The sequence below is a fragment of the Acuticoccus sp. genome (genome assembly GCF_965213555.1).
Taxonomy (GTDB): domain Bacteria; phylum Pseudomonadota; class Alphaproteobacteria; order Rhizobiales; family Amorphaceae; genus Acuticoccus.
Window position 1 is genome coordinate 829,329 of record NZ_OZ243890.1, and the last position, 22,482, is coordinate 851,810.

Consider the following 22,482-nt stretch of genomic DNA (forward strand, 5'->3'; position numbering starts at 1 on the left):
GACCGCGCCGGATCGCCGACAAGCAGGTCGGCCAACAAGGAGGTCAACGATGGACAACCCCGCTCCCGGCTTCGCCGAGCGCCCCGACCACAAGATCATGCTCGACACCGGACCCGACCCCGTCACCGTCATGCTGGACGGCGAGATCGTCGCCATGACGACCATGGCGGTCATGCTGCGCGAGGACGGCCATCCGGCCCGCCCCTACGTGCCGCACGCCGACGTGACGGCGACGCTGACGCCGACCGACAAGACCACGCACTGCCCGTTCAAGGGCGATACCGTGTACTACGACGTCACCGCAGGCGGCACGACGCGCCCCGCCTCGGCGTGGAGCTACGAGGCGCCGTACGACGAGATGACCGCGATCGCCGGCCACGTGGCGTTCGACGAGGGGTTCGAGGTCAAGGTCGGCTGACCCCGTTGCACGTCGTCGTCAGTGCAAGCGGACGTCGACCCACACGAGGTGGTGGTCCGAGGCGTCGTTGAGCGCGGCGCGGGGGTCGTCGTCGGGCAGCCAGTAGACGCCGGACGCGGTGACGTCGAGCCCTTGGGTGGGCAGCACGTAGTCGACGCGCAGCCCGCCGCCAAACGAGGCGGTGGCCGTGCCCTTGGCCCCGCGCGGCGCCACCGCGTTGATGCGGCCGTCGTCCAGGAGCCGCGCGATGGCTCCCGGACGCGCGTCGCCGCGATGGGGGTCGGCGTTGAGGTCGCCCATCACCACCGCGTGGGCGCCCACCGGCAGGCCGCCCGCCGCCCCCGCGTCGTCCATCGCCCACGGGCTCGTGCGCACGTCGAGAAGGTCGGCGAGGAGGCGGATCTCATCGGCGTTGCGCCGCCCATTCCAGTCCCGCGCGTCGTCGAACACGGGCGGCGTCGGATGCGCGGCGAGGACGTGGATCGTCCCGCCATCGGCCTGGATCGGTGCGATGAGGTGCGTTTTGGACGACAAAGGCATCACCGCCAGCGCCGCAGGCGCGTAGTACGAGGCGGGGATGCGCGTCCCCGGCACGTCACGCCACAGGAACGTGCGGAAGGTCCGCACCGGACCGAGCGGCAAGCGCGACAGAAGCGCGAACGCGTACTGGCCGGAATGGCGGCCGAAGCCGCGCGCGTCGTCCGGCCTCTCGAGCCGGCCGTCGCCGTCGACGTCGACGCCGAGCGGCACGCCGGTGTTCGACGGCGGGAAGACCGTGTGCGGGTAGTCGATGGGCGGCGCGCCCGACTGCGACGTGCCGAGATACTGACCGACAAACACCGCCAGCGTGCGGCCGTCCCCGTCGCGGTCGATCTCCTGCAGGGCAAGGACGTCGGGGCGAACCCTCTGGACGACCTCGGCCACCGCCCTCGCCTGCGCGTCGCCCCCTCCCTCGAGGCGGGCGACCACCTCCCCCGGCGCGTCCGCGCTCAGCGCCGCGTTGTAGGAGGCGAAACGGATGGCGCCGCTTGCCTTGGGCAGGTCCTGCGCTGCGGCCATCCCGACCCCACCCACCGCGATCATCGCTGCCACCATCACCCGGTCGGACCGCATCGCCGCCCCCGGCAGACGCCGTCGGCCGCTCACTCGCCGACGACGGACAGGTGCCGCTTGCGCTCGAAGACCTTGAGGACCGCGTCGAGGTCGTGGCCGCGCTTCAGGACGACGCCCTGGGCCGACACCACCGCGTACGCCCCTTGCCGCCGGGCGAGCTTGGGCGTCTTGGTGACGCGGTACATCGGCACCTCGCCCATGCGGCGGAAGATCGAGAATACCGCCTGCTCCCGTTCGAAGTCGAGGGCGTAGTCGCGCCACTCGCCGGCGGCGACCATGCGACCGTAGACCTTCAGGATCTGAGCCAGCTCGGTGCGGTGGAAGGCCACCATTGCCGGCGTCGGACGGCCCGGTACCGGGCCCAACAGTTGGTTCGTAGCCGGAGCAGCGTGAGCCCCGGCCGCCGCTGCGCGCGGCCGCAGCGGCACCACGCGACTATCCTCGCCCTCCGACATGGCACCCTCGTTCGTTAGCCGCGCAAGCCTGACCCGATCAGCCCGCGCTTTCAATCCTCAACGCCTTGATCGACGCAAGGCCCGGTCGCATCTGTCGCACATCCGCCAAACCTCAAGCGCTTGAGCGATGACCGACAGCACCGAAACCCGCGCCTTCGAAGCCGACGTCGCCCGCCTGCTGCACCTCATGGTGCATTCGGTCTACTCCTCGCCCGACGTGTTCCTGCGCGAGCTCATCTCCAACGCCGCGGACGCGTGCGAGAAGCTGCGCCAGAGGGCGCTGACCGAGCCCTCCCTGATGGGCGAGGCACCGCTCGCCGTCGAGATCACACCGGACGCCGAGGGCAAGCGGCTGACCATCGCCGACAACGGCATCGGCATGACGCGCGCGGAGCTCGTCGAGAACCTCGGCACCATGGCGCGCTCGGGCACCGAGGCGTTCCGCAAGGCGCTCGAGGAGAGGTCGGCCGCGGCGAAGGACGGCGGCGACGCGCTGATCGGCCAGTTCGGCGTCGGCTTCTACTCCGCCTTCATGGTGGCGAGCGAGGTCGACGTCGTCTCCCGCGCGGCGGGCACCGACGAGGCGTGGCGCTGGACCTCGGACGGCTCGGGCGAGTTCACCATCGGCCCGGCGCAGGACGCGCCCGAGCGCGGCACGCGCGTCACGCTGACGCTCAAGGATGAGTACGCCTCCTACGGCGAGGAGGCCACCGTCGAGCGGCTGGTCCGGCACCACTCGGCCCACGTTCCGGTCCCCATCCTGGTGCGACGAGGTACGGAAACGCGCCGGCTGGTCGACGGGACTGCGCTGTGGGCGCGGCCCAAGTCCGAGGTGAGGGACGACGAGTACGCCGAGTTCTATCGGTTCAACGCGGGCGCCTACGACACGCCCGCCCTCACGGTGCACACCCGCGTCGAGGGGCGTCAGGAGTACACCGCGCTCCTGTTCGTGCCGAGCCACGCGCCCTTCGACCTGTTCGAGGCCGAGCGGAAGGGGCGGGTCAAGCTCTACGTCCGCCGCGTCTTCATCGCCGACGACGCGCCGCTGCTCGCACCGTACCTGCGCTTCGTGCGGGGCGTCGTGGACTCGCAGGACCTGCCGCTCAACCTCTCGCGCGAGATGCTGCAGACCAACCCCGTGCTGTCGCAGATGCGCGCTGCGCTCACGCGGCGTGTGCTGGGCGAGCTGCAGAAGCTGTCCGAGAACGATGCCGGTACCTACGCCAAGGTGTGGGACGCCTTCGGCTCGGTCCTCAAGGAGGGGCTCTACGAGGACGCGGAGCGGCGCGACGAGCTGTTCGCCCTCGCCCGCTTCAGGACGACGACGCAGCCGGACGGCGGCCGCTCGCTCGCCGACTACGTGTCCGCGATGCGCCAGAACCAGACCGCGATCTACTACGCCGTCGGGGAGGACCACGACCGCCTCCTCGCCTCGCCGCACCTCGAGGGCTTTGCGTCCCGCGGCGTGGAGGTCATCTTGCTGTCCGATCCCGTCGATGCCTTCTGGGTGCGCTCGGCGCTCGGCTTCGACGGCAAGCCGTTCAAGTCCGTCACCCAGGGGTCGGCGGACCTAGATGCCATCGCGCGCCTCGATGGCAAGAGCGTTCCGCAGGAAGCGCGCGCGTCCGACATTGCGACCCTGTCGGCCCTCGTGAAGCAGACCCTCGGCGAGCGTGTATCGAAGGTCGTGACCTCGACGCGGCTCGCCCGGAGCCCGGCCTGCCTGGTCGCCTCGGAGGAGGGCTACGACCGGCAGATGGAGCGCATCGTCGCGCGCCACGGGAGGGGTCTCGGTGCCAAGCCGGTCCTCGAGCTGAACCCCTCCCACCCCCTCATCCGCACGCTGTCGGAGCGCGCGGCGACGGGCGGAGCGGCGGCTACCATCGCCGACGCGGCCTGGCTGCTGTTCGGCGCCGCGCAGATCCGCGAGGGGGACACGCCGAGCGACCCGGCCGAGTTCAACGACAAGCTCGTCGCCGCGATGACCGCCTTCGTGCGGGCGCCGCAGCGCGGCGAGCACTCCGACATCGCGCTCGAGGGCGATGACGCGGGCAACGCGGATGCCGCCTGATCGCTCCGGTCAGGGCGTCGCCCGTGCGGTGATGAGCTTGACCGCGAAGCCTGCGAGCACGCTTGCGAAGATGTAGTCGAGCGCCCGTCGCGCCCGGCGCGAGCGTGCCAGGAGCCGCGAGAGGGCGCCGGCGAACAGGATCATAACGCCGCAGATCGGCGCCCCCACGACGGCGAACCACACGCCGAGCACCACGAGCTTGCCCGCCGCGTCGGGGTCGGTGGGCGAGATGAACTGCGGCAGGAAGGTCAGGAAGAACATCACGATCTTCGGGTTGAGCAGGTTGATCGCGATCCCTTTCAGGTAGACCGCTCCGAGCGTCTCCGAGCGGGCCGCCGCGGCGACGTTGAACGCGGAGCCGTTGCGGACCGCATCGACGGCGAGCCATAAGAGGTAGACCGCGCCGACGACCTTCAGCACGAGGAACGCCGTCGCCGACGCCGCGAGCAGCGCCGACAGCCCGACCGCGACGAGCATCGTATGGACGAGCGTGCCCGTCAGGGCGCCGAGCAGCGCGGCGAAGCCGGCGCGGCGCGAGTGGCTGAGCGTCTTGCCCAGGAACAGCGCCATGTCCGGCCCCGGCGTGATCGCGAGCGCGGCCACGGCGAGGGTGTAGGCCGCAAGTGTCGCGGCTGAGGGGACGACGTCCATGGGCGATCCTCGCTCATGCCTCGCACGTCGCGCTGCGCCTCGCTGCCGCGCATGGGCCCGTCGCGTAGGCCGATCGTCCTTCGCCTGCAACGGGGGACATCAGCGTCGCTGTCCCGGGACCGGCTCTCGATCCCGCCATCAACCCCTCACCACGAGCGGGCTCGGCCCGGTCGTGCCGCGGCCGGGGATCGAGTTCCGCCGCTCGGCGCTTGTGATCGCCCTCGAACGGCGCGACAGTCGGGAATGTTCGTCGCGCACTCCCCCTTCGAGCGCCTGCGCCGCGCGCTCGCCGACGCTCCCCCGGGGGCGCCTCCCATCGACCTGTCCATCGGCAGCCCGACGCACCCCTCGCCGGACTTCGTGCCCGAGGTGCTCGCCCGCCACGCCGGGGAGTTCGTCGCCTACCCACCCTTCGAGGGGACGGCGAGCTTCCAGCGCGCGGTGCACGACTGGCTCGACCGACGCTACGGGCTCGAGGGCTGGTTCCGGGAGGCGGGCGTCGTGCTGCCGACCTCCGGCAGCCGCGACGGGCTGTTCTTCTCCCTCGTCACCGTTCGCGACATCCTGGAGAAGCCCCGCCCTGCGGTGCTGTTCGCCAACCCGTTCTACCAGGCCTATCCCGCCGCGGCGCACGCCATCGGCGCCGAGCCGGTGCCGATCGCGGCCGCGGACGGGATCGTCCCGGACTTCGAGGCGGTGCCCGAGGCGACGCTCGACCGGGCGATCGCGTACTACTTCGGGGCGCCCTCCAACCCGGCCGGTGCCGTGGCGACGGTCGCCGACTGGCATCGCCTGTTCGACCGCGCCGAGCGGCACGACTTCTTCCTGTTCGCCGACGAGTGCTACTCGGAGATCTACCGCGAGGCTGCTGGCCCGCCCGCCGGCGCGCTCCAGGCGGCCCGCGAGCGCCCCGACGCGCTCGCCCGGCTCGTCGTGTTCAACTCGCTCTCCAAGCGCTCCAACCTTGCCGGCATGCGCACGGGGATCGTCGCCGCCGAGCGCGAGCTCGCCGCCTCCCTCAAGGGCCTGCGCCAGCAGGCGGGGCCCCAGGTGCCGACGCCGCTGCAGGAGGTGGCGGCGGCCGCCTTCGACGACGAGGCCCACGTCGCGGCGAACCGGCGGCTCTACGATGCCAAGTTCGTCGACGCCGAAGCCGCGCTCGGGCCGCTGTTCGGCCCGGTCACGCCGCCGGCGAGCTTCTTCCTCTGGCTCCCGGTCAGCGACGACCTCGAGTTCGCGGTCCGGCTGTGGCGCGAGGCGGGCGTGCGTGTCCTGCCGGGCCGATACCTCGGCTCGGGGGAGGGTCCGGCCAACCCCGGTCATGGGCGGGTGCGCCTCGCGCTCGTGGCCGACGCCGAGCGCACCCGGGGGGCGCTCGCCCGCGTGGGCGAGGCGATGGACGCCCCGGCGCTGCGCGAGGCCGCCGCCGGCTGATCCTTCTGCGCGTCGGGTTACCCGGCGTTAACGCTGCCCGGTCACACATCGTGCGGACGGGGCCGCCAACGAGGGGTCGCGCCGGGCGACCACCCGCACCTTGCCGCCCCATGGCCAACCTTTCGATGGGGGCGGACTGTGAGCGTCATGCGGCTGAAGACCCTGGAGCGCGTGCTCGACGATCCATCCGTCCTCTTCGCGCGGCGTGCGCTCGCCGTGCTGATCGGGATCGGCCTCCTCGTCCTGTCGGCGGTGCTCGCCGTTTCGCTCGCCACCTGGACGGTCTCCGATCCCAGCCTCACCCACGCCACCGATGGGCCGGTGCGGAACATCATGGGCTCCTTCGGCGCCGCCTTCGCCGATCCCGTCATGCAGCTGTTCGGGCTCGCCGCGCCGCTCCTCATCCTGCCGCTGCCCATGTGGGGGCTGCGTCTCCTCACCGCGCGTCCGGTGGGGCTGACGGCGAGCCGCATCGGCGCAGGCTTCGCGGCGCTGTTCCTCGCGCCGGGCTTCGTGGACGCCTTCCCGGTGACCGACGCGTGGCCGCTGCCCCTCGGCCTCGGCGGGGTCGTCGGCAGCGTGTGGGACGCCGTCATCGTCGGCGGGCTCGGCATCGTCTGGGGCTGGCTGCAGGGGATCGTGAGCGGGCTCCTGGGCCTTGCCGCCGGCGCGGCGCTGGTGATCGCTTTGAGGCCTGCACGCCGGCGCGAGGCGCCCGCCGACCTCGGCTTCCAGTTCTACCGCAGGGAGGTCGCGGACGAGTACGGCCTCGACGGCACCGACACGTTCGAGACCGAGGCCTCGCGCTTCGCCGAGATCCACGGGGCACTCGTCCACCGCGCCATGCTGTTGCGGGCACGGATGCGGTCCTGGACGGCCGGCGCCGGCGCGATGCGCACGCACCGTGAGCCACCATCGCTCAAGGCCGCGCTCGCCGGCACGCCGGAGGTGGAGGCCGACGTCGACATCTACCGCCCGCGGGGTGAGGGGCGATCCCCCAGCCCCCGCGCACCGCAGCCTGCGGACGAGGTGCGCAGGATGCGCCCGGTCCGCACCGTCCGCGTCGCCGTCGCGCCGGAGGATGAGCCGGAGCGCGGAAGCCTGACGTTCAAGACGCCGCTGCGCGGCCCGGCCGCCCGCGTGCGCCGTAGCGAGGTCGACCTCGTCGCTCCAAGGGACGAGGACGACGGGTGGGACGGGGACGAGACCTGGGACGAGGACGCGCTGCGCGACGCGGACGCCGCCGACGAGGACGCCATCGACCACGAGGCGTACGAGGAGGATCACCGGTTCGCCGCCGCGTCCGGCGTCGAGGACGACGAGCGCCTCGACGAGGATGCGCACGGCGACGAGTTCGAGGACGATGAGTTCGACGAGGAGGATCTGGCGGACGACGAGCCGCCGCACGGCCGGGCTGACGAGCCGGCGCCGCGGGTCATCCCCGCCGCCGGCGCCATGAAGCCCGGCCGGCGCGTCGCGCAGGAGGCGCAGCCGAGCCTCCTGCCGCGCGGCGAGTACGAGTTCCCGCCGCTCTCGCTCCTCACCTCACCGCCGGCCGACCGCGCCGACCGGGAGCTGACCGAGGACGCGCTCGAGGCCAACGCCCGCGTCCTTGAGGGCGTGCTCGACGACTTCGGCGTCAAGGGACAGATCATCAACGTACGACCCGGTCCCGTCGTCACGCTCTACGAGCTGGAGCCGGCGCCGGGCATCAAGTCGTCCCGCGTCATCGGCCTCGCCGACGACATCGCGCGGTCCATGAGCGCGATCTCCGCCCGCGTCGCCGTCATCCCCGGCAAGAACGCCATCGGCATCGAGCTGCCGAACCCGCGCCGCGTCACCGTCTTCCTGCGCGAGCTCCTCGCCTCGGAGGACTTCGAGCGCACCAAGCAGAAGCTGCCCATGTGCCTCGGCAAGACCATCGGCGGCGAGGCGGTGATCGCGGACCTCGCGCGGATGCCGCACCTCCTCGTCGCCGGCACCACCGGCTCGGGCAAGTCGGTGTCGATCAACACCATGATCCTGTCCCTGCTCTACCACCACCGGCCCGAGGCGTGCCGCATCATCCTCATCGACCCCAAGATGCTCGAGCTGTCGGTGTACGACGGCATCCCGCACCTCCTCACCCCCGTGGTGACGGACGCCAAGAAGGCGGTCACCTCGCTGCGCTGGGCGGTGCGCGAGATGGAGGACCGCTACCGCAAGATGGCCAAGCTCGGCGTCAGGAACATCGAGGGCTACAACCAGCGCCTGCGCGAGGCGGAGCGCTCCGGCGAGCCGCTCACGCGCATCGTGCAGACGGGCTTCGACCGCGGAACGGGCCAGGCGATCTTCGAGGAGGAGCATCTCGAGCTCGAAGCGATGCCCTTCATCGTCGTCATCGTCGACGAGATGGCCGACCTCATGATGGTGGCGGGTAAGGACATCGAGGGCGCGATCCAGCGCCTCGCACAGATGGCGCGCGCCGCAGGCATCCACCTCATCATGGCGACGCAGCGCCCGTCGGTGGACGTCATCACCGGCACCATCAAGGCGAACTTCCCGACGCGCATCTCCTTCCAGGTCACGTCGAAGATCGATTCGCGGACCATCCTCGGCGAGATGGGCGCCGAGCAGCTCCTCGGCATGGGCGACATGCTCTTCATGGCGGGCGGCGGGCGCATCCAGCGCGTCCATGGTCCGTTCGTGTCCGATGAGGAGGTCGAGGACGTCGTCGCCCACCTGAAGCGCCAGGGCGCGCCGGAGTACCTCACCGCCGTCCTGGAGGACGACGAGGACGACGAGCCGGCGGGCGAGGCGCCCGGCCTCGACGCGCTGGCCGAGTCGGACGACCTCTACGACCGCGCGGTGGCGCTCGTGCTGCGCGACCGCAAGGCGTCCACCTCCTACGTCCAGCGACGCCTCGCCATCGGCTACAACCGTGCCGCGACGCTCATCGAGCGCATGGAGAGGGAGGGCGTGGTCTCCCCCGCGAACCACGCCGGCAAGCGCGACATCCTCGTGCCCGGCGAGGAGGAGGCCGCCTGAACAGGCGCCGCTGACGGGCCGCGCTAGCGCCCGTCAACGCGCAGTTACGACCTATTCGCGCGGGGCCGCGACCGGCCAGCTTAGGGTTCGACCTTCAACACACGAGCGTTGGAGGTCGACATGACGGCGATAAGGTTGACGTTCGAGGTCGAGGGCGAGGCGGTCTCGCTGCGCGACAGCGAGGGGGTGGAGATGCGCGCCCCGCCCCCGTCCCGCCCCGAGGTCTTCCAGAACGGGGTCGGCGTGTGGGTGGAGCTCGCAGGCCGCGACGGCGACCCGCTCTAGGCGCGCATCCTCGACCCGCGGACGGCGATGGGGATGGCGGAGGTGCCGAGCGGGCTCGGCAGCCCGAGCCACACCCTGGTCCCCGCGGCAGCATGGGGGCAGCGCACGATGGTCGTGGTGCCCCTCATCGAGGGCGCCACGAGCCTGCGCATCCTGCAGCGCACGTCGGAGGGGGCCGGGAGACCGCCCCGCGTCCTGTTCCAGACCGACGACTTCTGACCGCTCGCGGTGGATCAGCACTTTTCATCAAGGAATTTATCAACATGGGAACGTCTGACGGCAGTGTGATCCGCATCACCAAGGTGCACGACGGCGGCTCGCCGGCCGATCGGCTCAACGTCGTCATCGTCGCCGAAGGGTACCGCGCGAGCGAGCTCGCCCACCTTCCAGCAGCACGCGGCGGACTTCGTGGCGCACCTCTTCACGGTAGCGCCCTTCGACGAGGCGGCCGTCGCGTGCGGCTTCAACATCTACCGCCTCGACGTGACGTCCACGGAAAGCGGGGCGGACAAGCCGAACAGCGACGACGCCGATCCACCGCCGATGCCCGTCAGCAAGGCCACCTACTTCGACGCGACGTTCTGCGGCAGCGGGGCCGACCGGCACTCGATCTCCGGCGACAACAACCTTGTGGTGACCACGGCCGCGGCGCGCCTGCCCGAATATGGGACGATCCTCGTCTTCGTGAACGACCCCGAACGCGGCGGCGCTGCAGGCACCGTCGCCTGGCAGAGCACGTCGAGCTTCGACTGGATGGACGTCGTCATCCACGAGATGGGGCACTCCATCTACGGCCTCGCCGACGAGTACGACTACGGCGCGGTGGATGAGGGCATCGACGACACCTGGGCCGGCGGCGAGCCGGTCCAGGTGAACTCCACCGCGCAGGCCGATCCCGCGATGGTGAAGTGGAACGCGCTCGTCACCGCTGGCGCCGCGACCCCGACGATGCCGAACCCCGACTGCACGCTACCGAACAATGGGGCGAGCCCGGTCGCTGCAGCCATCGTCGGCACCTTCGAGGGCTCGGGCTACCACCGCTGCGGGGTCTACCGCCCGCGCCACCTGTGCCGCATGCGCGTCGCCGACCACCCGACGTTCTGCCCGGTCTGCGAGGGCGAGGTCCGGCGCATCATGTCCGCCTACGCAGCGCCGTCCACCACCGGCGCGATTACCCTCGATACGCCATCGCTGGCGTTCGACGACATCCCCGAGGGGCTGTCAGCGGTCCGGGCCATCACCTACAGGTCAGCGGGCAGCAGCCACGCGGACAGCGTGAGCATCGACGTCGTGGAGACCGGCCAGACGGACGTCGTCATGCTGCAGGGCAACTGCGTGCGCGCGAGACGACCGCGGTGCAGCTCGTCCTCGACCGCTCGGGCAGCATGCTCGACGTCAAGTCCGAGGGCCGCACCAAGGCCGAGGTGCTGCGCAAGTCGGCGACCGTGCTGGCCGACGTCGCCCCGCCCGAGATGGCGATCGGCGCGACGACCTACGACGAGGACGCCCAGGACTTCCTCGCCATCACGCTCCTCGGCGACCGCGCGACGGGCGCTGGCCGGGCGACGCTGCGCGGCGCCATCACGGGCTACGCGCCGAACGCTTCCGGCTTCACTGCGACCGGCGACGGCATCGAGCGCGCCAAGCTGCGGCTCGAGGCCGCCACCGGCTTCGACAACCGCGCGATGATCGTGCTCACCGACGGCAAGGACACGGCTGCGAAGTCGGTGGCGGAGGTCGCCGACGGCGTCATCGACAGCGCCGTGTTCGCCATTGGCCTCGGCACCGCCGAGCAGATCGACCCGGGAACGCTGACCACCCTTGCCGGCGCCCCCGGCGGCTACATGCTGATGACCGGCCTCCTGACCTCGGACGACCAGTCCTGCTCGAGAAGTACTACCTGCAGATCCTTGCCGGCGTCAGCAACCAGGACATCATCCTCGACCCTGAAGGCCGGCTCTCGCCGGGGATGGAGGCGCGCATCCCCTTCGACGTGATCGACAGCGACATCGAGATCACGGCGATCGTCCTCGCGACCTTCCCGAGCGCCGTGCGGCTGACGCTCGAGACGCCGTCCGGCGCACGCATTGCGGCCGCACAGGTGGCGAGCGATCCGGGCCTCACCGAGACCCGTGTCGGACGCGAGCCGCACGATGCAAGCCTCGCTCCCCGTCGTTCTCGACGGCACGCCCCACCGCGAGGGCCGCTGGCACCTCGTCCTGAAGCTCGACGAGAAGGAGGTCGTGCGCCCCCTGCGCTCCCTGCCCTCGCAGCTCGACGGCCGCCTCGTGCAGGGTGTGCGCCCATCGCACGGGATGTCGCGTGTCGAGCGGCCGCGCGAGCGCGGGGTGGACTACTCGGCGCTCGTGCAGACCGTCTCCAACCTCACCATGCGCACCACCCTCACCCGGTCGAGCTTCGAGCCGGGCGCGACGATGAGGCTCGAGACCGTCATCACCGAGTACGGTGGTCCGTTCCGCGGCGCGTCCACCATCGCAGCCGACGTCACGACGCCGAGCGGCGCGGTCGTCACCGTCCGCTCGCTGCCCTCGGCGAGGGACGCCACCTCGCCACACTGCCGGCCGACACGCCGGGGCTGTACTCCTGGCGCGTGCGGGCGGGCGGCGAGACCTCGCGCGGGCGACCGTTCACCCGCGAGGCGCTGCGCACCGCCTCGGTGTGGCAGGGCGGCGACCGGCCGCGCGACGACACCGGACCTGACCGGCCCGGCACGACGGGCGGCGGCGATCCCTTGACCGGGCTGCTGTGCTGTCTCCTCGGCAAGGGCGGGGTCAACGACCGCTTCTTCGAGCGAGCAGAGGAGTGGGGCATCGAACCCGACGCGCTAAGGGAGTGCCTGAAGGTGGCCTGCGAGGAGCGGACGTAGCTCGGTGCCGGAGCGACGTCCGCGCCAAGCGGGCGGAGCCGGCCTAAAGCATGCGCACCTCGCCACAACCCTCGACGACCTTGACGGACGCCGGCGCCCCATAGGGCACCGGTGCCCGGGCCAGCGCTAGGCTCCGGCCCTAACCAATTCCTTACCCTCATCGATCATCCTGTCCGGGCTGTGGAAGCGGAGGGGTGGCGATGGCGGACGAGTTCTGGCTGAGCGACAGGCAGTGGGCGGTCATCGAGCCGCACCTGCCGAAGAACCAGCCCGGGGCGCGGCGGGTCGACGACCGGCGCGTCATCTCCGGGATCATCCATGTGCTCAAGAGCGGCTGCCGGTGGCGCGACGTGCCCGCCGTCTACGGCCCGCCGAAGACGATTTACAACCGCTGGCACCGCTGGTCGCAGCGCCGCTTCTGGCAGGGGCTGTTCGAGGCGCTGCGCGAGGTCAGCCCCGACGATGCCCACTGCATCGATTCGACGACCGCCAAGGCGCATCGCTCCTCGGCCGGCGGAAAAGGGGGGCGGATCGCCAGGATATCGGCCGCTCGCGCGGCGGTCGCAGCGCCAAGATCCACCTGGTGACCGACGGCCGGGGCCGGCCGATCGCGTTCGCGATCACGCTTGGCCAGCTCGGCGATGTTCGAGCTGCGCTGCCGCTCCTCGCTGCCGTGCCCGCCGGACGAATGTGCCTCGCCGACACGGCCCACCATTCCGACGGCCTGCGCCAGTTCCTCGTCGACCGCGGCACCTTGCCCGTGATCCCGAACAACCCGACCCGCAAGCGGCTGCAGCCTTCGACGCGGGCCTCCACCGCCGTCGCAACCTCGTTGAGCGCGCCGTCTCGAACGTCAAGGACTGGCGCCGCGTCGCGACCCGCTACGACCGCCTCTCCGCAACATACGCTTCGGCTATCGCCCTCGCCATCGTGATCGGATGGTGGTGCTGTGTGAGTCCGGAGCCTAGAGCGGTTTGGCGTTAGGCGGAACCACGTACCCCAAGAAGACCGCTCTTAATCCAAGGAGCTAGAGCATCTTATCTGGGTCTGAAGAGACCCAGGATCTCCAGTGTGCTATCCGATCGTCCCTCGCCTCGCCGCAGGTGCAACGGGATGTCGAACCACCAAGTCCACCTTCCGAGCGATCGCTCGGACGCGCCCGACGCACCGAGCCTTCCAGCGGACGTGCACGCCGTGCCGCTGGGCGTCCAAGAGCTCCTCGACGCTCAGCTCACGCCGCAGGTGGTGTTCGCGCTCGACCTCACACTCCTCGCTGCCAACCCTGCCTACTACAAGATGACGCGGTCCTCGCCGCAGGCCATCCTTGGCAAGTACGTGCTCGACGCGTTCCCGGCGAACCCCGACCACGACGAGAATACAGAGAGCGTTCTGCGCGATTCGTTCGCAAGGGTCGTGGCGACGGGCGAGGTGGACGAGATCCCCTCCCAGGCGCACGACCTCGTCGGCGAGGACGGTGGGTTCGAGGCGCATCACTGGCGCATCACCCACGCGCCGATCCGACGCGGCGGCGAGATCGTCGCCATCCTGCAGAACGCGCGGGACGTCACCGCGGAGGTCCTCCAAGGCCGTCTCATGGCGGCGAAGCAGCGGGCGGCGACGTCTGGGGCCGACCTCAACTTCTTCGAGTACGACCCGTCGAGCAACCACTTCGTGCGCTCGTCCGACGTCGACGCGCTGTTCGGGTTCACGCCGGGCGAGGTCGCCGAGGAGGTGGCCCCGTTCTTCGACCGCATCCACCCGGAGGATCGACAGGGCGTTCAGCGCGACCTCGATGCCGTGTTCGCCGACCCGACACAGGACGTGCTGCGTCTGCGCTACCGCGTCATCCCAAAGCCGGGTGAGGTCCGCTGGGTGCTCGCGCAGGCCGAGCGCATCACCGATCCTGTGAGCCTGTCGCCACGATTTGTCGGCGTGATCCTCGACGTGACGTCGATCCACGAGACGGAGGCCGAGCTGCGCCGTGCCGTCGACGCGCGCGACGCGCTGCTCGCCGAGGTCAACCACCGCGTGAAGAACTCCCTGCAGCTCGTGACCTCCGTGCTGCGCCTCGAAGCCAGCGGAGCGCGGGGGACTGGGGCTGAGGTCCGTCTCGAGGCTGCCGCGGCGCGCATCCAGGCGATCGCCGCGGTGCACGCCCGGCTCTACCACACGGACGACGTGCGCACCGTGGAGCTCAAGGACTTCTTACTCGACTTCTGCCGACAGCTTGCCTTCTCCGCCGGGGGCGACGAGCGGGGGGTGGAGGTCGTCGTCGAGGCCGCACCCGTGCGCGTTGCCACCGACAAGGCGATCGTGCTCGCCCTCATCGTCAACGAGCTCGTTACGAACGCCTTCAAGCACGCGTTCGGGACCGCCGGCGGCACGGTGCGTGTCACGCTAGACCGCAGTGACGGGACCGGCATCCTCACGGTGGAGGACGACGGCGACGGCACGGGGATCAGCCCCGAGGGGAACCCCGTCCCGTCGTCCGGACTTGGACGAGGGTTGGTCACGACTTTGAGCCGACAGGTCGCCGCCACGATGGAGGGCGATGACGATCGGGCAGGAAATGGCCATCGCACGCGCTTCGTCTTCCCCCTCTGACGCCCCGGCGCGAGCGTTGCGTGTGGTCGTCGTGGAGGACGACCTCCTCATCGCGATGGACATCGAGATGCAGGTGGCGGCCGGTGGACACCACGTCGTCGCCACGGCGACCTGCGCGGACGAGGCGGTCGCCGTGGTCCTGCGCACGCGGCCCGACGTCGTCCTCATGGACCTGCGCCTCGCCCGGGGCACCAGTGGCATCGACGCCGCACGACGCCTTCACGAGCGCGACGGGACGCGCTGCATCTTCCTCAGCGGCAACGTCGATCCGGCGACGGCGCGCAGCCTCGAGCCGTTGGCACCAGTGGCGGTGCTGTCGAAGCCGTTCCAACCGGCGATGTTGCAGCAGGCGCTCGGCGGCGTCCCGCGGCGCCCGGAGCCGTAAATCGTCGCTCTCCCCTCCCCCTCCTTTCAAGGCGTGCAAAAGTAAGGCAGAGCTTGGGAACGCTTCAGGGAAGGATCGAATGCCAGGATCGGATGATGGAGGGCAGCGCGAGCGCGAGGCGCTGACGCCGATCTGCGCGATCGGCGCGTCGGCCGGAGGGGTCCTCGCGCTGCAGGACTTCTTCGGGGCGATCGACGACGACCTGGGCCTCGCCTACGTCGTCATCATCCACCTCGCGCCAGATCATCCGAGCCTCCTGTCCGAGATCCTGGCCGGTCGCACCAAGATGCCGGTGTACCAGGTCGCCGACACGCCCCAGCTGCAGCCGAACACGGTGTACGTGATCGCTCCTGACCGGGAGCTCGTCATCCGCAACAACGACATCCACTCGCGGCCGTTCTCCGAGCCACGCGGGCAGCGCGCCCCCATCGACATGTTCTTCCGCTCCATCGCGGCGGGGCGCGGGGACGGGCTCGCGGTGGTGCTGAGCGGCGCCGGCTCGGACGGCTCGGTCGGGGTCCGCAAGGTCAAGGAGAACGGCGGCGTCATCTTCGTCCAGGACCCGGCCGACGCCGAGTACGCGACGATGCCGCGCAGCGCCATCGCCACCGGCGTCGCCGACTTCATCGCGCCGGTGCGCGAGCTCGCCCCGCGCATCGCCGAGGTCGCGCGCTCCAAGGCGGCGCTCGTCAGGCTGGGCGACGAGGAGGCCGCCGACGACCTCAGGTCGATCATCGGCTTCCTCCGGGCGCGCACCGGGCACGACTTCCAGCACTACAAGCGTGCGACCGTCATGCGCCGCGTGATGCGCCGCATGCAGGTGAACCGGCAGATGAGCCTCGCCGCCTACGCGCAGTACATGCGCGAGAACGCGGAGGAGGCCAAGGAGCTGTTCAGCGACCTCCTCATCTCCGTCACCTCGTTCTTCCGCGACCCCGCCGCGTTCGAGGCGCTCGGCGAGCTCACCATCGGCCCGATCCTCGACGACCTCGACCCCGAGGAGACGGTGAGGATCTGGAGCGTGGGCTGTGCCACGGGCGAGGAGGTCTACAGCCTCGCCATGCTCCTCATCGAGGCGTGCGAGCGGCGCCGGATCAACCCGCCGATCCAGATCTTCGCCACCGACCTCGACGAGGGCGCCCTCGCCACCGCGCGCGAGGGCCGCTACCCGCGCGCCATCGAGGCCGACGTGTCGGAGGACCGGCTCCGCCGCCACTTCATCGAGGACGGCAACCACTACCGCATCCGCAAGGAGGTCCGCGACATCGTCCTGTTCGCGCATCACAGCGCGCTCAAGGACCCGCCGTTCATGCGGCTCCACCTCATCACCTGCCGCAACCTGCTGATCTACCTGGAGCGCGAGCTGCAGCGCCAGATGCTGACGTTGTTCCACTACGCGTTGCTGCCCGGAGGCAGCGTGTTCCTCGGCTCGGCGGAGAGCGTCGACCCGCGGCCCGACCTCTTCGCCGCCCGCGACCGTGACGCGCGCCTCTACGTCGCCAAGCCGAAGTCGTTCGGCAGGGGCGAGCTCCTGACCCAGTTGCCGCGCGAGCACCGGCCGCACCTCCCGGAATCGATGCCCCGTGCCGCGGGTAAGGCGGGGCCGACACCGACGCCGCACGCCGCGCACGTCGGCGCGCTGGAGGCGCTCGCACCGCCGAGCGTCCTCGTCGACGAGGAGCATGCGATCGTCAACCTGTCGAAGAACGCCGGACGCTTCATCGTCCCGCCCGAGGGGCCGCTGCGCCGCGAGCTTCCGCTCCTCGTGCGTCCGGAACTGCGTTCCGAGCTGCGCAGCGCGTTGCAGCGCGCCATGACGCTGGGCGAACCGACCCTGACGCTGCCGCTCCCGGTCGCCTTCGACGGCACACGGCGCAGCGTCGCCATGCACGTCCTGCCAACGTCGGACGGTCCCAAGACGGTCCGCCAAGCCCTCGTCCTCTTCATCGAGGGTGGTCCCGTCGTCGACGACGACGACGCCGAGGACGAGGGGGCGCACGGGGTTGCCGATGACGTCAGGCGCCTGCGCGAGTCGCTGGTCGCGACCCAGGAGCGGCTGAGCGCAAGCCAGCAGGAGCACGAGGGCGCGATGCAGGAGCTGCGCGTCGCCAACGAGGAGCTCCAGTCGATCAACGAGGAGTACCGCTCCACCTCCGAGGAGCTCGAGACCTCCAAGGAGGAGCTGCAGTCGATCAACGAGGAGTTGCAGACCGTCAACGGCGAGCTGAAGACCAAGCTCGACAGCATCGCCTCAGCGCACAGCGACCTGCAGAACCTCATCAACGCCACCGAGATCGGCACGCTGTTCCTCGATCCTGCCATGCGCATCAAGATGCTGACGCCGGCGGTGGAGCAGCTGTTCAGCGTGAGCGACTCCGACATCGGCCGCCCGATCTCCGACTTCACGCACAAGCTCACCTACGACGGCGTGGACGAGGAGGCGAAGCGTGTGCTGCGTGACCTCGTCCCCGTGGAGAGCGAGGTCGCCACCCGGGACGGCCGCTGGCTCATGATGCGGCTGCGCCCCTACCGCACCATGGACGACCGCATCGAGGGCGTCGTCGTCAGCTTCGTCGACATCACTGCCCGGCGCAACGCCGAGGAGCGGCTGCGTGACACGAGCGAGCTCCTCGCGATGGCGACCACCTCCTCACGCCTCGGCTGGGGCACCTGGACGGTCGCCGGGGACGAGGTGCACTGGGACGCGCGAAGCCGCGAGATGCTCGGCCTCGAGGCGGATGAGACGACCGCAGAGGCCTGGCTCGCGCGGGTGCACGCGGACGACCGCGAGAAGGTCGCAGCGCAAATCCGCGGCGACGTCCCTGAGCCGTTCGAGATCGAGTACCGCGTCTGTCACCGCGACGGGGAGAAGCGTACCGTTCACGCCACCGGCTCCTACAAGCGCGGGCCGGAGGGGCGCGCGGTGCGCGGGTCCGGGCTGGTGCGCGACGTCACGCAGCGGGCGCGCCGCCAGGCGGAGCTCGATCTCCTCGTCGGCGAGCTGAACCACCGCGTCAAGAACGTGCTTGCGGTGGTCCAGTCCATCGCCCGCCAGACCCAGCGCACGACGAGCGACCCCGCCCTCTTCGTGGACGCGTTCGAGCGCCGCATGCAGGCGCTGGCGCGGGCCCATGGTCTGCTCACCGAGAAGCACTGGCGCGGCGCCGATCTGCAGCAGCTTGCCAGCGCTGCCCTCGACACCTTCACGCCCGACGGAGACGGTCGCATCGAGGTCGACGGTCCCCCCGTCGAGCTGTCGCCGAACGCCACGATCTCGTTCGCCATGGCGCTCCACGAGCTCGGCACCAACGCCCTGAAGCACGGCGCATTGTCGGTGCCGGAGGGGCGCATCTCGCTCACCTGGCGGATCGAGCCGCAGGACGGTCGAGAGCAGTTCCACCTCAGCTGGCTCGAGCGCGGCGGCCCCCCGGCCCCCGAGCCGCAGCATGAAGGGTTCGGCATGCGCATGCTGAAGCGCGGCATCGCGCGGGAACTCAGCGGCGAGGTCACCGTTGATTACACTACGCTCGGGCTGACGTGTGAGATGTCCTTCCCCGTCGACGGCATGATCCATCGAGGCTGAGCTTAATCAACCTGCGCATCATCATCATCGAGGACGAGACGTTGATCGCCATGGCGCTCGAGGACATGCTCGAGGACCTCGGCCACCATGTCGTCGGCGTCGCAGCGGCGGTCGAGCGGGCGATCGCCATGATCGAGCACATGGCAGCTGACGTCGACGCGGCGATCGTCGACGCCAACCTCAGCGGGGTGTCGGCACGGCCGGTCGTCGACAAGCTCACCGAGTGCGGCGTCCCGGTGCTCGTGGCATCCGGCTACGAGCCCAAGGAGCTGCGCCGGCTGGGCTTCACCACCGCCATCCTGCGTAAGCCCTACCGGCCGCAGGAGCTGCAGTTGGCGCTGGTCGCGGAGGTCGGCCGCAGTTAGCGCCTCCGCTCCCTAGCGCCCGCTAGGTCCGACACGCTCGGCAAGGTGCTTGTGCACCGCCTGGATGCACACCGAGCCCTCGCCGACGCCGGAGGCGACGCGCTTCACCGAGCCCGACCGCACGTCGCCCACCGCGAACACGCCGGGCTGGGAGGTCTCGAACGCGGAGCCGACCCGCCGGCTCGTCACCTCCGTGCCGGTGCGCACGAAGCCGCGCTCGTCGATCTCCACGCAGTCGGCCACCCAGCCGGCGTTCGGCACCGCGCCGATCATCACGAAGACGTTGGTGATCGGCCGCCGCTGGGCCTCGCCGGTCTCCCTGTTGGCGAACGTGACGGCCTCTAAGAACTCGTCGCCGTGCAGCTCGGTGATCTCGCTCGAGGTGTGCAGCGTGATCTGCGGCGAGGCCTCGATGCGTTGCACCAGGTAGTCCGACATGGACGCGGCGAGCTTGTCCGATCGAACGAGGACGTGGACGTGCGAGGCGAAGCGTGACAGGAACACCGCCGCCTGCCCCGCCGAGTTGCCGCCGCCGACCACCGCCGCCTCGCTGCCGCGGCAGAGGTCCGACTCGATGGCGGTGGCGGCGTAGTGGATGCCCTGCCCCTCGAAGCGCTCGTAGTTGGCAAGGTCGAGCTTGCGGTAGGTGGCGCCGGTCGCCACCACGACCGAACGTGCCCTCGCGCTCACCCCGTCGGAGAAGGCGACGCGAAACGGCGGCCCGTCGCAGTCGAGCCCCGTCGCCGGGCAGGCGAGGACGAGCGTCGCCCCGAACTTCTGGCTCTGGATCCACGCGCGTCCGGCGAGCGCCTGGCCCGAGATGCCGGTCGGAAAGCCGAGGTAGTTCTCGATCTTCGAGCTCGTGCCGGCCTGCCCGCCGGGCGCCTCCATCTCGACGATCAGGGTGTCGAGCCCCTCCGAGGCGGCGTACACGGCGGCCGAAAGGCCCGAAGGCCCCGCCCCCACGACGGCGACGTCGTAGACGCGGTCCTCGTCGATCGTCTCGGTGAGGCCGAGGGTGTGGGCGAGGTCCTTGTTGGATGGCCGGGCGAGGACCACACCGTCGGCCGTCACCACCTTGGGCAGGCCGTCCACCGTCCCATGGCACTCATCCATCAGGCGCTGGGCTGCACTGCGGTCGGATGCCGGGTCGATGACCTCGACCGGGTAGCCGTTGCGCCGCAGGAAGCGCTCGATGCGCAGCGTCTCGCCATCGTTCCTCGCGCCGACGATCTGCGCGCCCGCCTGCGCATGCATGATGAAGCCGGTGCGGCGCAGGATGAGGGCCCGGGTGATGGTCTCGCCGATGTCGGGCTCGCCGGCGAGCAGCCGGCGGAACGCCTGACGCTCGAGGCGCACCAGCCGCGTCTCGCCGCGCGTGCGTCCGCCGACGAGGATCTTGTTGGCGTTGAACAGGTCGAGCTCGCCGGTGAAGTTGCGCTCGGCGTGCACGGCAACGACCACCTCGGCGCCGTCCTCGTCGCGGTCGAGGATCTCGATCGCGCCCGACAGGACGAGGAAGAAGTCCACCGTCCGGTCGCCGCGCTCGAACAGCACGGTGCCGTCCGCCAGCGTCTCCTCGCGGCCGTAGCGCTTGATCCTTTCGATCGCCTCGTCGTCGAGGCGCGGGAAGGTCTGCCGCTCGCGCCTGTAGGGGTCCGCCGGGTCCGCACCATCGCTGCCATCGGGTTCGGCGGCCGACTGGGGCGTCGCGGCCGCCTCCGGCGCCTCGCGGTGCGAGCGCGGGTGGTCGGCGGCGGCCTCACGTCCCCGCGGGGCGATGCCATACGCGGGCGATCCGCCGTCGAGGAGGTTGTCGTCGGTCATGGCGCCTCACCCTTCCTTCGGGCGACCGAGGGGGGTCCGCGGAGGGGCGCGGAACGTGGTCGGCCGACGGAATGGCACGTCGTACCACGAGAGGGACGGTGCAAGGTCCGCCGGCGCGCCACCGGCCGCGGTTGCCAGATGGCGCGGCACGCGGCAATGGTGCACGGCCGGTGGACCGGGGTCCGCCACAATGCCGCCACCTGAGGCAACCCGAGGAGGACAGTCATGTTCGCGCTTGCCCGCCGCGCCGCCCTCGCCGCCGTTGCGCTGTGCCTCGCGCTCGCCGGTCCGCAGGAGGGCGTCGCTGCTGCCACCGACGAGGCGCTCGCCGAGATCAACGCGTACTTCAACGCGATCCGTACGATGCGCGGCGAGTTCGTCCAGTTCGGGCCCGACGGCTCGCGCACCGAGGGCCGGTTCGCCATCTCCCGGCCGGGCAAGGTCCGCTTCTTCTACGACCGCCCCTCCTCCCTCGACATCATCGCCGACGGCGAGTCGGTGGCGGTGCGCGACCGGCGCCGGGCGACGCAGGACATCTGGCCGCTGTCGAAGACGCCGCTGCGCTTCCTCCTCGACAACTCCATCGACCTCACCAGCGATGCCAAGGTCACGGGCGTCGACGTCCAGCCCGACCTCGTGTCCGTCACCATCGAGGAGAACACCGCGTTCGGCGAGGGCAAGCTGACGCTGTTGTTCGATTCGTCGACCAACGAGCTCAAGCAGTGGAACGTCGTCGACGGCAAGGGACAGGAGACGAGCGTGTCGATCTACAACGTGGCGACCGGCGTCGACGTGGACGAGGAGCTGTTCGAGATCGACTACACGCGGGTGCTCGACGACAAGCGCGGCCGCCGCTGACGGGCCGTGCGCAAGTTCCTCGTCATCGTCGACGATACGCCCGAGTGCGAGGTCGCGCTGGTCTACGCCGGGCGCCGCGCTGAAAGGACGGGGTCCAGTGTCATCGCCCTGTGCATCGCAGCGACGAGCGAGTTCCAGCACTGGCTCGGCGTCGAGAACCTGATGCGCGAGGAGGCGGAGGCCGAGGCGCAGGAGATGCTCGACCGCGTCCTCGCCAAGGTGGCCGACCGCATGCCGGACGACCCCGAGCGCAAGGTCGTGATCGGCCACCGGGTCGACGGCATCCGTCAGGCGATCGCCGACAACCCCGAGATCGTCGTCCTGGTGCTCGGCGCCGCCTCCGGCTCGGAGGGGCCGGGACCTCTGGTGAGCGCCATCGCGGGCGGACAGTCCGGCGGCTACCCGATCCCCATCACCATCGTTCCCGGCGGGCTCACCGAGGAGCAGATCGAGGCGATCGTGTGATGGGCCGCGGCGGAACGTGTGGCGACCCGGGCACTTCTCCCAGAAAGGCGGTCG

Annotated in this window: 19 protein-coding genes and 2 pseudogenes; 17 read left to right on the forward strand and 4 right to left on the reverse strand. The window is 70.7% G+C overall.

Annotated elements, in window-relative coordinates; translation table 11 throughout:
- Positions 1-49 precede the first annotated feature (49 nt).
- Complete coding sequence (locus ACOOE8_RS04135; RefSeq protein WP_420393595.1) at positions 50-418, forward strand: DUF427 domain-containing protein; 369 nt, start codon at positions 50-52, stop codon at positions 416-418.
- Between the two features lie 18 nt (positions 419-436).
- On the opposite strand, the gene ACOOE8_RS04140 is transcribed toward ACOOE8_RS04135, so the two are convergent.
- Together ACOOE8_RS04140 and ACOOE8_RS04145 are read right to left on the reverse strand one after the other, a co-directional pair.
- The gene (locus ACOOE8_RS04140; RefSeq protein WP_420393596.1) at positions 437-1,531 is read right to left on the reverse strand and encodes an endonuclease/exonuclease/phosphatase family protein; all 1,095 of its coding nucleotides are present in this window, start codon (positions 1,529-1,531) and stop codon (positions 437-439) included.
- Between the two features lie 29 nt (positions 1,532-1,560).
- Entirely contained in the window at positions 1,561-1,863 is a 303-nt protein-coding gene (locus ACOOE8_RS04145) for a DUF2794 domain-containing protein (RefSeq protein WP_420393597.1), read from the reverse strand.
- A gap of 250 nt (positions 1,864-2,113) precedes the next feature.
- On the opposite strand from ACOOE8_RS04145, the gene htpG reads away from it, so the two are divergent.
- Entirely contained in the window at positions 2,114-4,057 is a 1,944-nt protein-coding gene (gene htpG / locus ACOOE8_RS04150; RefSeq protein ID WP_420393598.1) for a molecular chaperone HtpG, read from the forward strand.
- Between the two features lie 9 nt (positions 4,058-4,066).
- Here the strand turns inward: htpG and ACOOE8_RS04155 are convergent, their stop codons facing one another.
- Positions 4,067-4,708, reverse strand: coding sequence for a LysE family translocator (locus ACOOE8_RS04155; protein ID WP_420393599.1), 642 nt, complete (start codon positions 4,706-4,708; stop codon positions 4,067-4,069).
- A 243-nt stretch (positions 4,709-4,951) separates the two neighbouring features.
- Between ACOOE8_RS04155 and ACOOE8_RS04160 the strand changes: the two genes are divergently transcribed.
- The 13 genes and pseudogenes from ACOOE8_RS04160 (at position 4,952) to ACOOE8_RS04220 (ending at position 19,278) form a co-directional block, all read left to right on the forward strand.
- On the forward strand, positions 4,952-6,142 hold the full coding sequence (locus ACOOE8_RS04160; RefSeq protein ID WP_420393600.1) for an aminotransferase class I/II-fold pyridoxal phosphate-dependent enzyme: 1,191 nt from the start codon (positions 4,952-4,954) through the stop codon (positions 6,140-6,142).
- A 147-nt stretch (positions 6,143-6,289) separates the two neighbouring features.
- Positions 6,290-9,169 carry a DNA translocase FtsK gene (locus ACOOE8_RS04165; protein ID WP_420393601.1) on the forward strand — a complete coding sequence of 960 codons (2,880 nt, stop codon included), beginning with the start codon at positions 6,290-6,292 and terminating at the stop codon, positions 9,167-9,169.
- Between the two features lie 120 nt (positions 9,170-9,289).
- Positions 9,290-9,454, forward strand: a complete 165-nt coding sequence (locus ACOOE8_RS04170; protein ID WP_420393602.1) for a hypothetical protein — start codon at positions 9,290-9,292, stop codon at positions 9,452-9,454.
- 33 nt (positions 9,455-9,487) lie between these two features.
- A complete protein-coding gene (locus ACOOE8_RS04175; protein WP_420393603.1) occupies positions 9,488-9,673 on the forward strand; it encodes a hypothetical protein in 186 nt (61 codons plus the stop codon).
- 189 nt (positions 9,674-9,862) lie between these two features.
- Positions 9,863-10,528, forward strand: a pseudogene (locus tag ACOOE8_RS04180) (M64 family metallopeptidase); the annotation flags it as partial.
- A gap of 281 nt (positions 10,529-10,809) precedes the next feature.
- Positions 10,810-11,451 (forward strand): vWA domain-containing protein, encoded by a 642-nt coding sequence (locus tag ACOOE8_RS04185; RefSeq protein ID WP_420393604.1) that lies wholly within the window; start codon positions 10,810-10,812, stop codon positions 11,449-11,451.
- A gap of 156 nt (positions 11,452-11,607) precedes the next feature.
- A complete protein-coding gene (locus ACOOE8_RS04190) occupies positions 11,608-12,210 on the forward strand; it encodes a hypothetical protein (RefSeq protein WP_420393605.1) in 603 nt (200 codons plus the stop codon).
- Entirely contained in the window at positions 12,207-12,341 is a 135-nt protein-coding gene (locus ACOOE8_RS04195; protein ID WP_420393606.1) for a hypothetical protein, read from the forward strand. Before ACOOE8_RS04190 ends, ACOOE8_RS04195 begins: the two co-directional genes overlap by 4 nt.
- A 200-nt stretch (positions 12,342-12,541) precedes the next feature.
- Positions 12,542-13,325: pseudogene (locus tag ACOOE8_RS04200) on the forward strand (IS5 family transposase).
- Positions 13,326-13,454: 129 nt separating this feature from the next.
- A complete protein-coding gene (locus ACOOE8_RS04205) occupies positions 13,455-14,945 on the forward strand; it encodes a sensor histidine kinase (RefSeq protein ID WP_420393607.1) in 1,491 nt (496 codons plus the stop codon).
- Positions 14,946-14,967: 22 nt separating this feature from the next.
- The gene (locus ACOOE8_RS04210; protein ID WP_420393608.1) at positions 14,968-15,330 is read left to right on the forward strand and encodes a response regulator; all 363 of its coding nucleotides are present in this window, start codon (positions 14,968-14,970) and stop codon (positions 15,328-15,330) included.
- Positions 15,331-15,409: 79 nt separating this feature from the next.
- Positions 15,410-18,913 carry a chemotaxis protein CheB gene (locus tag ACOOE8_RS04215; RefSeq protein WP_420393609.1) on the forward strand — a complete coding sequence of 1,168 codons (3,504 nt, stop codon included), beginning with the start codon at positions 15,410-15,412 and terminating at the stop codon, positions 18,911-18,913.
- 50 nt (positions 18,914-18,963) lie between these two features.
- On the forward strand, positions 18,964-19,278 hold the full coding sequence (locus ACOOE8_RS04220) for a response regulator (protein WP_420394627.1): 315 nt from the start codon (positions 18,964-18,966) through the stop codon (positions 19,276-19,278).
- Positions 19,279-19,290: 12 nt separating this feature from the next.
- Here ACOOE8_RS04220 and ACOOE8_RS04225 read toward each other — a convergent pair whose 3' ends face one another.
- The gene (locus tag ACOOE8_RS04225; RefSeq protein WP_420393610.1) at positions 19,291-21,105 is read right to left on the reverse strand and encodes an FAD-dependent oxidoreductase; all 1,815 of its coding nucleotides are present in this window, start codon (positions 21,103-21,105) and stop codon (positions 19,291-19,293) included.
- Positions 21,106-21,330: 225 nt separating this feature from the next.
- Here ACOOE8_RS04225 and ACOOE8_RS04230 point away from each other — a divergent pair, with 225 nt between their 5' ends.
- A complete protein-coding gene (locus tag ACOOE8_RS04230; protein ID WP_420393611.1) occupies positions 21,331-21,963 on the forward strand; it encodes a LolA family protein in 633 nt (210 codons plus the stop codon).
- A 6-nt stretch (positions 21,964-21,969) separates the two neighbouring features.
- The gene (locus ACOOE8_RS04235) at positions 21,970-22,428 is read left to right on the forward strand and encodes a universal stress protein (protein WP_420393612.1); all 459 of its coding nucleotides are present in this window, start codon (positions 21,970-21,972) and stop codon (positions 22,426-22,428) included.
- Positions 22,429-22,482: the final 54 nt, after the last annotated feature.

Excerpts from the sequence above, each read along its gene's own strand:
- htpG (WP_420393598.1), top strand. The coding sequence starts at position 2,114 with ATGACCGACAGCACCGAAACCCGCGCCTTCGAAGCCGACGTCGCCCGC.
- ACOOE8_RS04165 (WP_420393601.1), top strand. The coding sequence starts at position 6,290 with ATGCGGCTGAAGACCCTGGAGCGCGTGCTCGACGATCCATCCGTCCTC.
- ACOOE8_RS04225 (WP_420393610.1), bottom strand. The coding sequence starts at position 21,105 with ATGACCGACGACAACCTCCTCGACGGCGGATCGCCCGCGTATGGCATC.
- ACOOE8_RS04145 (WP_420393597.1), bottom strand. The coding sequence starts at position 1,863 with ATGGTGGCCTTCCACCGCACCGAGCTGGCTCAGATCCTGAAGGTCTAC.
- ACOOE8_RS04170 (WP_420393602.1), top strand. The coding sequence starts at position 9,290 with ATGACGGCGATAAGGTTGACGTTCGAGGTCGAGGGCGAGGCGGTCTCG.
- ACOOE8_RS04155 (WP_420393599.1), bottom strand. The coding sequence starts at position 4,708 with ATGGACGTCGTCCCCTCAGCCGCGACACTTGCGGCCTACACCCTCGCC.
- ACOOE8_RS04190 (WP_420393605.1), top strand. The coding sequence starts at position 11,608 with ATGCAAGCCTCGCTCCCCGTCGTTCTCGACGGCACGCCCCACCGCGAG.
- ACOOE8_RS04135 (WP_420393595.1), top strand. The coding sequence starts at position 50 with ATGGACAACCCCGCTCCCGGCTTCGCCGAGCGCCCCGACCACAAGATC.
- ACOOE8_RS04160 (WP_420393600.1), top strand. The coding sequence starts at position 4,952 with ATGTTCGTCGCGCACTCCCCCTTCGAGCGCCTGCGCCGCGCGCTCGCC.
- ACOOE8_RS04175 (WP_420393603.1), top strand. The coding sequence starts at position 9,488 with ATGGCGGAGGTGCCGAGCGGGCTCGGCAGCCCGAGCCACACCCTGGTC.
- ACOOE8_RS04140 (WP_420393596.1), bottom strand. The coding sequence starts at position 1,531 with ATGCGGTCCGACCGGGTGATGGTGGCAGCGATGATCGCGGTGGGTGGG.
- ACOOE8_RS04220 (WP_420394627.1), top strand. The coding sequence starts at position 18,964 with ATGGCGCTCGAGGACATGCTCGAGGACCTCGGCCACCATGTCGTCGGC.
- ACOOE8_RS04215 (WP_420393609.1), top strand. The coding sequence starts at position 15,410 with ATGCCAGGATCGGATGATGGAGGGCAGCGCGAGCGCGAGGCGCTGACG.
- ACOOE8_RS04205 (WP_420393607.1), top strand. The coding sequence starts at position 13,455 with ATGTCGAACCACCAAGTCCACCTTCCGAGCGATCGCTCGGACGCGCCC.
- ACOOE8_RS04230 (WP_420393611.1), top strand. The coding sequence starts at position 21,331 with ATGTTCGCGCTTGCCCGCCGCGCCGCCCTCGCCGCCGTTGCGCTGTGC.